This is a genomic window from Pseudomonas sp. OTU5201 (assembly GCF_038440135.1).
Classification (GTDB): Bacteria; Pseudomonadota; Gammaproteobacteria; order Pseudomonadales; family Pseudomonadaceae; genus Metapseudomonas; species Metapseudomonas resinovorans.
The window spans coordinates 1-14,347 of record NZ_JASATC010000022.1 but is presented as its reverse complement, the minus strand read 5'-3'; the positions used below and the strand labels follow the sequence as shown (position 1 = coordinate 14,347).

Here is a 14,347-nt window from a genome sequence, read left to right as displayed (position 1 = left end):
GGCGACGTCCTTACTTGGCCAACTTGTTGGCGGCCAGGTCCCAGGTAGAAGCCGCAGTGCCCTCCTTGGTGCCGTCGTCCTTCTGGGCGGTGAGCTCCCATTTGATCTTGGTGAAGTTCAGCGACAGGGTTTCGACCGGCTTGCCACCGCTACCCCCGCTCACGCTGACGTTGGAGAGCACCACGTTGTCCAGGGTGTAGACGATGAAGGGCAGGATCTTGCCGTCGCCTTCGGCTGCGTTGCGGCCGATGGTGATCTTCGCCGTGGTGATGGGTTTGCCGGCGCAGCAGTACTCGTTCAGCGACGGGGTGGAGGTGTCGATGAACTTGGTGAGGGTGAATTCGCCGATGTGCGGCCGGCCTGAAGTACGTTCCGAGTTGCTGACGTCGTTGGTGACCTGCATGGCCACGTTGTGGCTGTAGGACATCACCTCGATCTTGTCGGTATAGCCCTCGAGCAGGCTGTCGCCTTTGATGTCGTCGCCGAGGTCGAGAATGATCGCATCCATCGCATGGAACTCCTGATTCTGGAAAGTCTGGAGAAAAGGGTGGTGCCCGCCCGCCGGGGTGACCGGTGGGCGGCACGGGTCAGGCAGCTACCGGTGGCGGCAGGCTGGCCACCAGGCGGATCGAAGCGGTCAGTTCCTCCAGCTGGAAGTGCGGGCGCAGGAACACGGTCGCCCGGTAGGCGCCCGGCTTGCCGGCCACTTCCGAAACGTCCACCCGTGCTTCGCGCAGCGGGTACTGGGCCTTGATTTCCTGCGGTGCGTTGTCGTTGATCAGCACGTAGTCCGCGATCCAGTTGTTCAGGTAGGTCTGCACGTTGTCGCGGGTCATGAAGCTGCCCACCTTGTCGCGCATGATCACCTTCAGATAGTGGGCAAAGCGCGAGGCGGCGAGCACGTAAGGCAACATGGCCGAGATGCGCGCGTTGGAGTTGGCTTCGTTGGTGTTGTAGAGCTTGGCCTTGTTGGTGGTCTGGCCGCCGAAGAACACCGCCAGGTCGCTGTTCTTCTTGTGGCAGAGGGCGATGAAACCGAGGTCGTTTAGCTCCTTCTCGCGGCGGTCGGTGATGGCCACTTCGGTCGGGCACTTCAGCGACAGGTCGCCGGAACTGGTGCGGAAGGTATGGGCCGGCAGGCCCTCTACCGCACCGCCACCTTCGGCACCGCGGATGGCCGCGCACCAGCCGTATTTGGCGAAGGCTTCGGTGATGCGCTGGGCCAGCGCCCAGGCAGCGTTGCCCCAGAGGTACTTGGAGTGATCGGTGCCGTTGACATCCTCGACATAGTTCATGCCTTCCACCGGCAGGGTGTCCGGTCCATAGGGCAGGCGCAGGAGAAAGTGCGGCAGCACCAGGGAGACGTAGCGCGAGTCTTCGCTCTCGCGGAAGCTGCGCCACTTGATCAGTTCCTGGCTCTCGAAGACCTTCGCCAGGTCACGCGGCACGGCCAGCTCGGTGAAGCTGTTCATGTCGAACAGTTTCGGGTTGGCGGCGGCGATGAAGGGCGCGTGGGCCGCGGCAGCGACGTTGGATAGCTTCTCCAGCAGAGCCACGTCCTGGGGATGACGGCCGAAGTTGTAGTCGCCCACCAGCAGGCTGAACGGATGGCCGCCGAAGGTGCCGTATTCCTCTTCGTAGATCTTCTTGAACAGCGCACTCTGGTCGAACTCGACGGCCTTCTCCAGGTCGGTCTGCAGTTCCTTCTGGGTAACGTTGAGCAGGCGCAGCTTCAGGCGGTTACTGGTCTCGGTGTTCTGCACCAGCAGGTGCAGGCCGCGCCAGGAGGCTTCCAGCTTCTGCAGGTCGGGGTGGTGCAGGACCTGGTTGAGCTGGTCGCTGATCAGCTCGTCGATCTGGCTGATGCGGTCATTGATCATGGCCACCGTGTCCTTGTCGATGGCCATGCCTTCGTCGAGTACCTGGGTGGCGAACTCCGCGAGCATGTCGCGGGCGTAGTCTTGCTGGCTGTCGTCATGGGCCATACGGCCCTCGGCAACGATACGGTCGAGCAGGGTCAGGGTTTGCGTGGTGCTTTCGCTGTTCGCACCGGCTTCTGTGGCCATGGCGAGTCCTCCGGGAATGTCGGGTTATCGGTCAGGCCTGGGGTTCGGCCGGTGCGTCGCCTTCGCCTTCGGGCGCGGCGGATTCGGCTTCGGGACGAGCCGACTTGATCTCCTGCAAGCCTTCGGTGTTGCTCACCACTTCCTGCAGCAGCTTGTCCAGGTCGTCGTTGCCGTCCAGCTTGGTGAGCAGGTCGCGCAGGCGCTGGCGGGCCTCGAACAGGCGGCGTAGCGGGGTGATCTGCTTGACGATGTTGACCGGATCGAAATCGTCCATGTCCTTGAAGCGCAGCTCGACATTGAGCTTGCTGCCGTCACCGGTGATGGTGTTGTCCACCTGGAGAGTGGTGCGCGGCGCGATGGAGGCGAGCACCTGATTGAAGTTGTCGCGGTCGATTTCGGTGAAACGTCGCTCGACGAGCTTGGGAAGGGGTTGGTCGGGCTTGCCCGAAAGGTCAGCGAGGATACCGACGACCAGCGGCAGTTCCTTCTTCTCGATGGCGTCGCCGATTTCGACGTCGTAGGTGATCTGTACCCGGGGCGGGCGGACCCGGTCCAGTTTGTGCTGCGTGCTTTCTGCCATGGTGGTGGGCTCCGGTGCATTGCCACGAGCGCAATGCATCGGACGGGTCCTGTCATCGCACTCCCTTGCTGGATCACGCGACGCGACAGGGGGAACTACACGCAAGCCTGTCCTTGGCGATCCCTCGTGTTCGTCAGTCCGACGAACTACTCAGACACGCTAGAACAGGTCTATAAATTTGCAAATGCAAACCAGGGTCCGACCGCCATGAAGCAGGGACGTTTCATTTTCGTTTCGAAAGCCGTGTTGTTCGCCGCCGCGATTGCGCTGGGCGGCTGCTCTTATGTCTTGGGTCCACGGGTCCAGCTCGATGCGCTGACGCTGGATGTGGCCGAGCGTGCCAACGATGACACGCCCATCGCCGTCGACTTCATCGCGGTGCGCGACCCCGAACTGCTCAAGGTGCTTTCCGGTATCAGCGCACGGCAGTGGTTCACCGATCGCGAGCAGTACCGCCGTGATTACCGCCAGCAGTTCTCTGTCTGGAGTCTGGAGCTGGTCCCCGGACAGTTCATGGAGGCACAGGAGTTCCCGCTGGCGGGTGATAGCGCGGCTGGACTTTTGGTCTTCGCCGGCTATAACAGTCCCGGTGCTCACCGCCTCCGGCTGGATGAGCAGAGTCGTGCCTGGCTCCGGTTCGATAGCAGGGAAATGCGCTTGTTGAGCGAGAACGAGCATTGACGAAAGCCCCTGAACATCAGGGCGTCGAGCTCGCGACAATGTCGGACGTCGAAGGGGAGTGGTATGAAAGTTCTGCCTGACGCGGTGTGCTGGCACGAGGGCATGCAGTTGCTGCCCCAGCATTTCCAGCTGCAAGGGTTGCGTGCGGAAGTGCTCGCCGCTCATTTCGCCCAAGCCGGCAATCCCTGGTTCTGGGGCGTTTCCCATCTCGAACTCGATCCTGCCGCCCTCTGCGCCGGCCTGGTACGCGTACTGGCCCTCGACGCCATTCTCCCCGACGGCCTGCCCGTCAGCGTCAAGCCAGGTGAAGGTGTCGCGCTGGAGCTGGACGTCAGCGCCGCCATCGCCCAATCCGCGACGTCCAGCGTCACCGTCTTTCTCGCCGTTAACCCGCTCGGTCGCGGGGGCCAGGTGTTGCCGCTGCGCGGGCGCCTGCAGTCGGCGGTGGGCGAAGCCGTGCCGGACCTGGCCAGCGGCGAACATCCCGAGCCCATCCTGGTCTGGCGACCGGCGACGCGCCTGGTCACCGAGAGTGGCCGTGCTGATTCGGTCTGCCTGCCACTGCTGCGCATCGCCAAGGAAGGGGGTGGCTTTGTCCGCCAGGCCTACGTGGCGCCGACGCCAAGGGTGCTTCCCGAATCCGCACTCGGCCGCGCTGTCGCCGCGCTGTGTGCCCGTGCGCGGGAAAAGTGCCTGTTCCTCGCTGGCCGACTGCGCCAGGCCGAACAGGCCGGTAACCATGACGACATGACCGAAGTCCGGCGACAGCTCGCCGCGCTATGGACACGCCTGCCGGAAGTGGAGGCGGCGTTGAACAGCCGGGTGGCCGCGCCGGACCGCCTGCATGGCCTGCTGGTGGGCATGGCGGGTTCCTGGTGTGCGCTGGACCCGGTGGCGGGGGTGCCGGCCTTTGCCTCCCTGGACTTCCTCGACCTCAAGCGTGGCTATGACGAAGTGCTCGATTGGCTGGAGAACGCCCTGACCCGCGTGCGGGTCGGTTATCGCTGCCTGGCCTTTGAGCAGGTGGAGCAGGGCTTTGCCATCGAACTACCCGATACCCAGTCCCGTCGCCAGCGCCTGGTGATTGGCCTGCGCATGCCGGCCGGTGCCGGCGAGCAGGCGGCCTTCCACTGGCTGGGGCAGGCCATCATCGCGTCCCAGGGGCATGTGCCCACCCTCGCACGCCAGCGCATGAGCGGTCTGGCGCACCAGTCCATGAGCCGCGCCGAGCAGGTCTCTTACAGCGTGGGCGAGGACACCCGGCTATTCGTGGTCCAGGCGGCTGGCGAGTGGTTCGATCCCGAGCAGAAACTCTGCCTCGTGGTGCCCGGCCAGGCGGCATTGGCGGGCCCCTGGCAGGTGGTGCTGTTTGTCGCCAACGCACACGAATTCGCTTGATTGACCAGCCAAGGACGCGCAAATGCCGGAAAGGAGTGTGGCCCTGTATCCACCGGAGTTCGGCGAGGCACCTTTGAGCCTCGCGTTCCGCCAGGCCTGGCTGGAATGGCGCGATGCCTGGGACGAGCTGGAAGACGCCGACGACAGTGACGGCCAACTGGTGGAGCGCACCGCCGAGACCGCCACCCGTATTGTCCGCCGCCTCTGGCGCAGCGCCTTCGCCAGTGTCGGCGAGCCGGCGGCGGCTCAAGTCAAGGCCGTGGTCTATGCCTTTGTCGCGTTGCTGGATGAGACCTTGTTGTTCGGCAATTGGGCCGGCCAGTCAGCCTGGCAGGGGCGGCCGCTGGAAGCCCGTCTGTATGGCTCGCGCAACGCCGGCGAACGCCTGCCCATGGCCATTCGAGGCTTGCTCAAGGAGCGTGCGCCGGCTACCCGCGACCTGGCCAATGTCTACCTGGAATGCCTGTTGCTCGGTTTCCATGGGCAGTTACGCGGAGAGCGCGGGCAGGCCATGCACGAACGCTGGCGGCAAGCGCTGTTCACCTTTGCCTGGCAGCGCGAGCCCGCCATCGCGGGTGCCCTGCAGAGTCTGGAACGGCCCCTGCAGGCGGCACCATTGCGTCTGCCATTGCGGCGGGCGCTGCTGGATGGACTGCGCCTGGGACTGGCGATCCTCGGCTTTTCGCTGCTGCTGAGCGCGGTGGGGCACTGGCTGTGGAGCGATATCCAGTCCGAGCTGGAGCCGGTGCTTCATCTGGCCGCCACGCTGGATGACGAGGAGCGCGCGGAATGAGCGGTTTCGCCATTGCCCTGATCGTCCTGGCCATCCTGCTGTTACTGCTCGCCCTGGTGGCGATTTTCTGGTGGCTGCGCACCCAGTCCGGCACGGCCATCCGCAGTTTCTACACGGCCGTGCGCAAGATGGAGCATGACCAGGGTAGCCAGGACCGCTACCTGACACCCTGGCTGTTGCTGGTGGGGGACCCGCGAGAAGGCAGCCAGCTTTGCATTGACTGGCAGCTGAAGCCGACGGACCGCCCGGCCTGGTTCGGCCGCTGGTGGGCCGACCCGGATGGCTCGCTGCTGGTGGTGCCGCAGGGCCTGTTCCTGCCGGAAGAGGGCGGCACTGCGCCGGCCTTCGCCTGGCGCCGCTTGCTCGCAATGCTGCTGCGCCTGCGTGGGCAGCGACCGCTGGATGGCGTTATCTGGACCATCCCCCTGGCGCGCCTGCTGGATGACGCCCAACTGGCGATCGATGCCGTTGCCGTACGCCGGCGCTTCGGCGAAATGCTGCAGCGACTGGGGCTTAGCCTGCCGGTACATGTGCTGGTCACCGGCCTGGAAGAGCTGCCGGGTTTCCAGGAACTGGTGGCGGCGCTGCCGGAAGAGGGCCGTGAGCGTGCCCTGGGCTGGTCCTCCCCCTATGCCCTGGAAGCCGGCTGGCAGGGTTACTGGCTTGACGACGCACTGGACCAGGTAGTGCAGGCCGTGCAAGCGTCGATCCTGGAAGTAGGGGCGCTCACGGGCGAACTGGGCGAAGACCTCTACCGCTTGCCGGACCAACTGGACGGCCTGCGCGGCAATTTGCGAGCGCTGCTCGAACCCGTGTTCCAGGGCAATGCCCAGGGTGAGGCGGCGCGCCTGCGGGGCCTCTATCTCAGTTCGACTCAGGCTTTCGCCAGCGACGCCGAGCCCTGGGAGCTCTCGGCCCGTGACCTGCCGCCAGCGCGCGGGGTGTTTTCATGTGCGCTCTGGCGCCAGCGTTTCCTCGCCGAGCAAGGGCTGGCCCAAGCGGTACCGCGCATCCTGCGTCTGCGCCAGCGTTGGCAACAGGTGGTCGCCGGCACGGCGGCGGTTGTCGGCGCATTCTGGTTGCTGGGCATGCTCTGGGTATGGCATGACGGCCAGCGTGACGCCCGCGAGCTGACGCGCGTGCTGCAGGTTGCGCAGAACAACCACGTGGCACTGATGGATCCGGCGCGCAGCGCGGAGCAGGCGCGGCGCAACCTGCTGGGCTTCTGGCGATTGATGCAGGACGCGCCGCGCTGGCATTTCTCCTCGCTGGTCTATCCCACCTCCTGGTTCTCCTCCCTCGATGGACGCATGGACAGCGTCCTCCGCTCCATGGCGCGCAGCGAAGCGATGCACCCCCTGGGGGAATTGCAGCGAGTGGAGCTGGACAAGCTGCTGGCGATCCGCGTGGGAGATCGGCGCACTAGCGTCGAAGGCGAGCAGCCCGAGGATTGGCCGAACTACGTCAAGGCGCGCAACCTGGCCTATGGCGCGTCCAGCCTGGCGCAGCAGAACCGCCTGTTCAGCGAAGTCCTGTCCGGCGACAAGGGCGTACTGGAACCCCTGGCGCAGCTTGGCAACATGGCGCTCGGGCTGGACCTGAACACGGCCGACCTGCGCCGCCGCGCCTATTACGAGCGCGTCTTGCGCGGGTTGGGCGGGCCTGGCCTGGCGCCGCTCGACCTGCAGTCCCAGCGCCAGGCCCTGAGTCAGCAGTACCAGGCGCTGATGAAGCTCTGGCTGACGCAGTACTTCCTCGCCGACAACTTCGTTCGCCCGGCCGGGTACCTCAAGGTGCATCTCGAGAGCCTGCAGGGCGGGCAGGGCAATACGCTGCCCGAGCTGGAAGAAATCAACAGCCTGATCGACACCCTCGAAGATTTGATCGCCCTGACCAACTCGGCCTGGAGCCACAGCAACGGCGAGGAGCTGGTGCCCGGTTATCGCAACCACATGGAAACCGTGCGCCAGAGCAACCTGCTGGGGCCTGCTGTGGAGCAGAACCTCGAGGCTGAGGCGGCCCGCCTGCGCAAGGGCTTCCACGGGCAATGGATCGCCAGCATCGGTACCCGCTCCAACCTGTTGCAGCGTCAGGCGGGAGGCACGCTGACGCTGCAGGAACACATCAGTGCCCTGTCCAAGGCGATCAAGGGACTGCTCAAGCGCGACTTCGTCGTGGTGGCCTTGCGCCGGGACGCCGTGGAGCCCGATCTGCGCACACTTCGCCACGTCGATTCGCGGGCACTGGCCCAGGCGCAGGGCTTCGTCGACAGCTATCACGCCTTCGTCGGCCAGGAGCTGGCACAGATTCCGCCGGACTATCGCGAAGGTATGCTCAAGGCCGCCGGTGAAGCTGCAACGCGCGCCATCTGGGCCAGTTTGAGCGCTTCCGATCCGCGCCCGTCGGGCAGTGCCAGCAAGGCCTTCGATGTTCCGGTGGAACAGGCCGGCCAGGTGTTCGAAGCGCTGGTGGAGCTTGATCGGACCGACCTTGCCGGTGCATTGCGCAGCCAACTGACCCGCATGGCCATGGCGGATGTCGATTCGGCCCTGCGCAGCATCGATGCCCTGCCGGTGTTTACGCAGCGCTTCGACATTAACCAGTGGGACGGCGGTCGCAACCTCGGGCTGCAACTCTTCCGCTCCAGCGATGTGCAGGACCTGAAGAACAGCCTTGGCCAGCAGTTCGCGGTCATCCTCACCACCAGTGAGGGAGCGGCGCCGGCGCTGACCTGGCTCCAGGCACAGTCCGGGCTGCCCTCCTACGAGCGGGATCGGGTGGCGCGCCTGGCCGCACTGAGCGAGGAAATGACCAAGTACAAGGCGCAGAACCCCACCAGCTCACCGGCGCTGTTCGAGCAACTGGTCAGCCGCGACTTCGTCGAAATGGACATGGGCTCCTGCACCCAGGTGCTGGCCACCGCCACCCTGTCCAGCGGTGTCGGCGACCTGGCCCGGCGCACCCACGTACTGCGCGAACAGGCCTCGCAGCGCTGCAGCCAGTTGCAGCAGCAGCGCGCCGCCCGGGCCTGGAACGACCTGGCGGACTACTTCAACCAGTACCTCGCGGACCGCTTCCCCTTCGCCTACAGCCTCCAGGCCGACGATGCCGACCCCGCACGGGTGCAGCATCTGGTGGAGCTGATCGACAGCCGGCTGGCGCAGGCTGAAGAGGGGCTGAAATGGAGCAATGCCAGTGATCGTCCGGCCGCGGAGGACTTCCTCGCGCGTCTGAAACAGGCGCGTAGCTGGCTGGCCCCGCTGTTCCTGCGCGACCCGTCCGGTTCCCTCGGCGTCGAACTGGACGTGCGCTGGCGTACCGACCGCGATGACGAACGCGGGGCGGACCAGGTGATCGCCTGGGGACTGCATGCCGGCGACAAGCAGATCGGTTTCCCCGGTGAAGCGCAGCGCCTGCATTGGAACGTCGGCGATCCCGTGCAACTGATGCTGCGCTGGGCCAAGGACGGCAGCCAGCGGCCGAGCATCGACCCCTTGCAGCCGAGCATGGCGGTGTCCGATCTGGAGGCGGGCTGGGAGTACCGCGGTCCCTGGGCGCTGTTGCGCCTGATGCGCGCCCATGTGGTGCTGCAGCGTCAGCCGAGCATGGACTACACCGATTTCCCGCTGACCCTGCAGGTGCCGGTACGCGGTACCCCCAGTGGCAACCAGCAGGCGTTGATGTTCATGCGCCTGTCGCTGATGACCCAGGGCGGCAAGCTGCCGCTGTCGATCCAGCCGTTGCCGGTGAAGGCACCGCGCTCGCCATTCACCGACCGCCACAGCGCTTCCCTGGTCAGCACCGAGGCGACGCCATGAACCAGCCGATGACCGATACCCTGGCCAGCGAACTGCTGGACCCCATTTCCAGCACCGATCCCTGCGGCCCGAGCCTGCGTTACGACCCCGCCTGGGACCGTTTGCGGGAGCTGCGCCGGGAAGACGATGCCAGCCTGCCGGCCGGTGTGTGGCAGGCGGACCTCAAGCGCGGTGACTGGGCCGCCGTAGAACGGCTGGCCAGCGAACTGCTGCGCGAACGCAGCAAGGACCTGATGCTGGCGGCCTGGCTGGGCGAGGCCTGGCTCCTGCGCAGCGGACTCGACGGCCTGGCTCCTGCGCTGGGGTTGTTGGCCGGGCTCTGCGAACGATACCCGGAGGACCTGCACCCGAAGCCGGAGGAGGGTGATCGTTCCTGGCGTGTGGCGCCGCTGGAATGGTTGGTCCGCCGCTACAGCGAGATCGTCCTGACTCGCTGTGCGCTGTTCGGCGCCGAACAGACCGACCTCGCCCACCTGACGTTGCACGGTTGGCAGCAACTCCAGCAGCGCCAGGTACAGGCCAGCGATAGCAAGGCGGACAAGGTGGCCGCCGAGGCCGCCCGACTGGAGCAGCGCAAGCTCAACGAGGCACTCCGGCAATTGTCCACCGCCAGCTTCGTGCGCGTTCACCAGGGCGCGGAGGCGAGCCTGACCGAGCTGGGTCGTCTGGGCGCCTGGTGCGATGGCTGGCTCGGCGAACTGGCCCCCAGCTTCGCCCCCCTGCACCAGACCCTGAACGCCATCCACACGCTCATGCAGGAGTTCATTCCCATGCAATCCCAGACTCCGGCCGCCGAGTTGCCGGCTCCCGAAGTCGTGCCCGAGCCTGACCCCATTGGCGCGGAGGCGCCACCCATCTTCAACGGTATGCCTGTCAGCCGCGAAGACGCCTACCGACAACTGGCGCTGATTGCTGATTATCTGGCCCGCACCGAACCCCACAGCCCTGTGCCCTACGTGATCCGCCGTGCAGTGGAATGGGGCAACCAGCCGCTAAGTAGCCTGCTGGACGAGTTGATCACGGCGGATGCCGAATCCCGCCGCCTGTGGAAGCTGCTGGGCGTGCTGAAATAGGGGCGAATTCATTGGCCAAGGGCAGGAGAGTTGCCCTCTTCGAGGCCGAAGAGCGAACCCTCAGTCCGCTTGGCGATTGAAATCGCCCCTTCAGAAAAGCGCCCGGTGCTCGGACAGTACCCTCTCCCGCGTGCGGGAAAGGGTGAAGACCGTCAGGCGCGAAACTGATCCATCAGTCCTTGCTGGTGGTTGGCCAGGCGGTTGAGGGCCTGGCTGACCTGGGCGGATTCCTCGGCCTGCCCGGAGAGGGATTCGGTGACGTCGCGGATCGCCGCCACGTTGCGGTTGATCTCCTCGGCCACCGCGCTTTGTTCCTCGGCTGCCGAGGCGATCTGCAGGTTCATGTCGCTGATCACCGTCACCGCGTCGCCGATGCGCTGCAGCGCTACCACCGCCTGTTCCACTTGCTCGACGCTGCCCTGGGCCTGGCGGTGGCTGCTGTGCATCGAGCCGACCACCTCGCGGGTGCCGTGCTGCAGGCCTTCGATCACCTGGCGAATTTCTTCCACCGAGTCCTGGGTGCGCTTGGCCAGGTTGCGTACCTCGTCGGCCACCACGGCGAAGCCTCGGCCAGCCTCACCGGCGCGGGCGGCCTCGATGGCAGCGTTGAGCGCCAGCAGGTTGGTCTGCTCGGCGATGGCTCGGATCACTTCCAACACCGAGCCGATCTGCTCGCTGCTGCTGGCCAGGCTTTGCACTTCTTCCATGGCCGCGCTCATCTCGCTGGCCAGTTGCTCGATGGCGCTGGTGGTCTTGCCGATCACCCCAAGGCCCTCTCGGGTGGCGTGGTCGGCGCCACGGGCGGCTTCGGCGGCCTGAGCGGCGCTGCGGGCGACGTCCTGGGCGGTGGCGCTCATCTCGTGGGAGGCGGTGGCCACCTGGTCGACTTCGCGGTACTGCTGCTGCATGCCGGCGCTGGTCTGGCTGGCGATGGCGGCGGACTGGTCGGCGGTACTTCGGGCGTCCTGCACCGAGCGTTTCACGTCGGCGATGATCGGCTGCAGCTTGTCGAGGAAGCGGTTGAACCAGCCGGCCAGTTCACCCAGTTCGTCCTGGCGGGCGTAGTCGAGGCGGCGGGTCAGGTCACCTTCGCCGCTGGCGATGTCTTTGAGCATGCTGGCCACGCCCTGGATCGGCCGGGTCACGCCACGGGCGGTCAGCCACACCAGCAGCAGGCCGACGACGCCCGCGACCAGACCAATCAGCAGGCCGGTGAGGTTGGCTGTGTGGTTCTGCGCATCGAGCTTGGTGCTCAGCTCCAGCGCAGGGGTCAACAGGACCTTCTCCGGCACTTCCAGCAGCACACTCCAGGGGGCAGCGGTGGGGATCGGCTTGAAGGGCTGCATCACGCGCAGCATGCCGTCGTGCTGCATTTCCACGGCCGTGCCGGCCTGGAGGTTGCCGGCCAGCTCGCTGGCCTTTTCGCCAAAGGCCTTGTCGAGGTTGGCGCTGAGCAGGCTGACGTCGCGGCTGTGGCCGGCGAGCAGGCCCGCCGGGCTGAGGATGCTGACATGTCCATTGCCGTCGTACAGCTCGCGGTTACCAGACACGCTCAGTTGCTGCAGGCTTTCCAGGCTGATGTCCAGGCCCATGACACCCACGGTCTTGCCGTTCAGTTGCAGGGGGAAGGCGATGCTGGTCATCAGCACCTGGCGGTCGCCGACGTTATCGAAGTAGGGGTCCAGTACGCAGGCTTGTCCGGTCTTGATCGGACAGGTGTACCAGGCGTTGTAGGGGGCGCCACTGGGACCGGCACTGCTGTCGGCGAGCAGTTCCTCGGTCATGGATTCGGATTCCAGCTTGCCGGGAGTCGGTTGTGCCCAGTAGAGGGAGAACCGGCCCTTGTCGTTGCTGCCGAGCTCGGCCTGGTCAACGAAGAGTTCGTCCTTGCCGTCCAGGGCATTGGGTTCGAAGACGAGGTAGAGGCCGAGGATTTCCGGGTTGGCTTCCAGGCTGGTACGCACCTGACGGGTCAGGTCTTCGCGCAGGTCGAAGGCGTCGAGGAAGCGCTTTTCCGCCTGTTCCTTGAGGAACAGGACTTGGCGCGAGAAACCCTTGCCGTACTGATAGTTGTCCATGAAGTAGCGCTGGATGCGGATGGCCTGAAGCTCCGCACGGGCCTGCAGGCGCAGTCGCGCGCTCTGGTCGAGCATCTGGCTGCTGTCGGCCTTCACCAGGCTGGCGCTGCGTTTGGACTGATACAGGGACGAACCGACCAGCAAGGTCACGATGGCCAGCAGGCAAATGCCGGCCAGCAAGGTGATCTTCCACTGGATGGACAGGTGATTGAACGGCATTGGGACTTCCTTCTGACTCGTCGGAACTTCATTCGATATCGGCGCGACAGGCGATTTCTTGACGCGTAGACGACGATTAGCCGTGCGGAATGCACGAGGGCGCAATTTGCAGGCAAGAATTATGCACACTCCGCACAATATTCCGAACGCTTTTGACAGATGTGGCCGGTTTGGGCAGAGTGCGCGCTTTTTTTCGCGGCGAACCCGCGGTTGGCTTGGCCCCGGAACCTGAGGAGAGGCTATGAATGCGGTAGTGGCGGCGGTGGGGATCATGTTGGTTCTCAGCCTGTGCCGGGTGCACGTGGTGGTGGCCCTGATCGTGGGTGCCCTAGTGGGTGGAACGGTCGGTGGCCTGGGAATCGAAGGTTCTCTGGCGGCCTTCAACAAGGGGCTGGGGGGCGGTGCCACCGTGGCATTGTCCTACGCACTGTTGGGCGCGTTCGCCGTGGCCATCGCCCGTTCCGGCCTGGCCCACGCCCTGGCGGACAAGGCCCTGGCCCTGGTGGGCCGGCAGGAAGCCAACGGCGGTAATGCACTGAAATGGCTGCTGGTCGCACTCCTGCTGTGCGTGGCGATTTCCTCGCAGAACATCCTGCCGATCCACATTGCATTCATTCCGCTGCTGGTGCCGCCGCTTCTTTATGTGTTGACGCGCCTGTCCATCGACCGTCGGCTGGTTGCCTGCGTGATCACCTTCGGCCTGATCACGCCGTACATGTTTTTGCCGGTGGGTTTCGGCAACATCTTCCTGAACGAGATTCTGCTGGCGAATGTGGTGAAAAGTGGCGTCGACGTTACCGGTGTGAATGTCACCCACGCGATGCTGATACCGGCCCTGGGCATGGTCGCCGGTCTTCTCATCGCGGTGTTCGTCAGTTACCGCGGCGAGCGCGTCTATGACCTGGAGCGCATCGCCCGGACCGAGCAGGTGAGCGTTGCCTATAACCCGCTGAGCCTCGGTGTGGCGGGGGTGGCCATCCTGGTCGCCTTCGTGGTGCAGCTGTGGCTCGACTCGATGATCATCGGCGCGCTGCTGGGCTTCGTGATCTTCTCGCTGTCGGGCGTGGTGCGCTGGAAAGAGGCGGACGACCTGTTCACCGAGGGCATGAAGATGATGGCCATGATCGGCTTCATCATGATCGCCGCTTCGGGCTTCGCCGAGGTGATGCGCGAAACCGGCCAGGTGGAAACCCTGGTGGATGCCTCGGCCGGCTGGATTGGCCACAGCAAGGCGCTGGGCGCGTTGCTGATGCTGCTGGTGGGACTGCTGGTGACCATGGGGATCGGCTCGTCCTTCTCCACCGTGCCGATCATCGCGGCCATCTTCGTGCCGCTCTGCGTGCAACTGGGCTTCAGCCCGCTGGCCATCGTCAGCATCGTCGGCACTGCAGGCGCCCTGGGTGACGCCGGCTCGCCAGCGTCCGACTCGACCCTGGGCCCGACATCGGGCCTGAATGTGGACGGCCAGCACAACCATATCTGGGACACCGTGGTACCCACTTTCCTGCATTACAACCTGCCGCTGATGGCATTCGGTTGGGTCGCGGCGATGGTGCTCTGAGGCGCCTCGTCCCAAGTGTTCGCTTAATCATTTCGACCCAGTGGTCATTTAAGGTGCGCGGCGGGGTGGGGTTTAAATTA

At 65.3% G+C, this 14,347-nt stretch carries 9 protein-coding genes and 2 pseudogenes; 6 read left to right on the top strand and 5 right to left on the bottom strand.

Annotation, left to right across the window (positions count from 1 at the left end; genetic code table 11):
* Positions 1-10 precede the first annotated feature (10 nt).
* The 3 genes from AAHM40_RS15070 to tssB form a co-directional block, all read right to left on the bottom strand.
* Entirely contained in the window at positions 11-508 is a 498-nt protein-coding gene (locus AAHM40_RS15070; protein ID WP_280285525.1) for an Hcp family type VI secretion system effector, read from the bottom strand.
* A 79-nt stretch (positions 509-587) separates the two neighbouring features.
* Entirely contained in the window at positions 588-2,066 is a 1,479-nt protein-coding gene (gene tssC, locus AAHM40_RS15065) for a type VI secretion system contractile sheath large subunit (protein WP_342245369.1), read from the bottom strand.
* A gap of 31 nt (positions 2,067-2,097) precedes the next feature.
* Positions 2,098-2,646, bottom strand: a complete 549-nt coding sequence (tssB, locus tag AAHM40_RS15060; protein WP_342245368.1) for a type VI secretion system contractile sheath small subunit — start codon at positions 2,644-2,646, stop codon at positions 2,098-2,100.
* 207 nt (positions 2,647-2,853) lie between these two features.
* On the opposite strand from tssB, the gene AAHM40_RS15055 reads away from it, so the two are divergent.
* The 5 genes from AAHM40_RS15055 (at position 2,854) to tssA (ending at position 10,409) form a co-directional block, all read left to right on the top strand.
* Positions 2,854-3,327 (top strand): type VI secretion protein, encoded by a 474-nt coding sequence (locus AAHM40_RS15055; RefSeq protein WP_342245367.1) that lies wholly within the window; start codon positions 2,854-2,856, stop codon positions 3,325-3,327.
* A gap of 63 nt (positions 3,328-3,390) precedes the next feature.
* Complete coding sequence (gene tssK, locus AAHM40_RS15050) at positions 3,391-4,725, top strand: type VI secretion system baseplate subunit TssK (RefSeq protein ID WP_342245366.1); 1,335 nt, start codon at positions 3,391-3,393, stop codon at positions 4,723-4,725.
* Positions 4,726-4,747: 22 nt separating this feature from the next.
* Positions 4,748-5,518 (top strand): DotU family type IV/VI secretion system protein, encoded by a 771-nt coding sequence (locus AAHM40_RS15045; RefSeq protein WP_342245365.1) that lies wholly within the window; start codon positions 4,748-4,750, stop codon positions 5,516-5,518.
* Positions 5,515-9,336 carry a type VI secretion system protein gene (locus AAHM40_RS15040; RefSeq protein WP_342245364.1) on the top strand — a complete coding sequence of 1,274 codons (3,822 nt, stop codon included), beginning with the start codon at positions 5,515-5,517 and terminating at the stop codon, positions 9,334-9,336. Before AAHM40_RS15045 ends, AAHM40_RS15040 begins: the two co-directional genes overlap by 4 nt.
* Entirely contained in the window at positions 9,333-10,409 is a 1,077-nt protein-coding gene (tssA, locus tag AAHM40_RS15035) for a type VI secretion system protein TssA (protein WP_342245363.1), read from the top strand. Before AAHM40_RS15040 ends, tssA begins: the two co-directional genes overlap by 4 nt.
* A 152-nt stretch (positions 10,410-10,561) precedes the next feature.
* Here the strand turns inward: tssA and AAHM40_RS27295 are convergent.
* Both AAHM40_RS27295 and AAHM40_RS27290 read right to left on the bottom strand, forming a co-directional pair.
* Positions 10,562-11,083 (bottom strand): annotated as a pseudogene (locus tag AAHM40_RS27295) (methyl-accepting chemotaxis protein); the annotation flags it as partial.
* A gap of 336 nt (positions 11,084-11,419) precedes the next feature.
* Positions 11,420-12,487: pseudogene (locus AAHM40_RS27290) on the bottom strand (PDC sensor domain-containing protein); the annotation flags it as partial.
* A gap of 460 nt (positions 12,488-12,947) precedes the next feature.
* Here AAHM40_RS27290 and AAHM40_RS15025 point away from each other — a divergent pair.
* Complete coding sequence (locus AAHM40_RS15025) at positions 12,948-14,267, top strand: Na+/H+ antiporter family protein (protein ID WP_342245361.1); 1,320 nt, start codon at positions 12,948-12,950, stop codon at positions 14,265-14,267.
* The last annotated feature ends 80 nt before the right edge of the window (positions 14,268-14,347 follow it).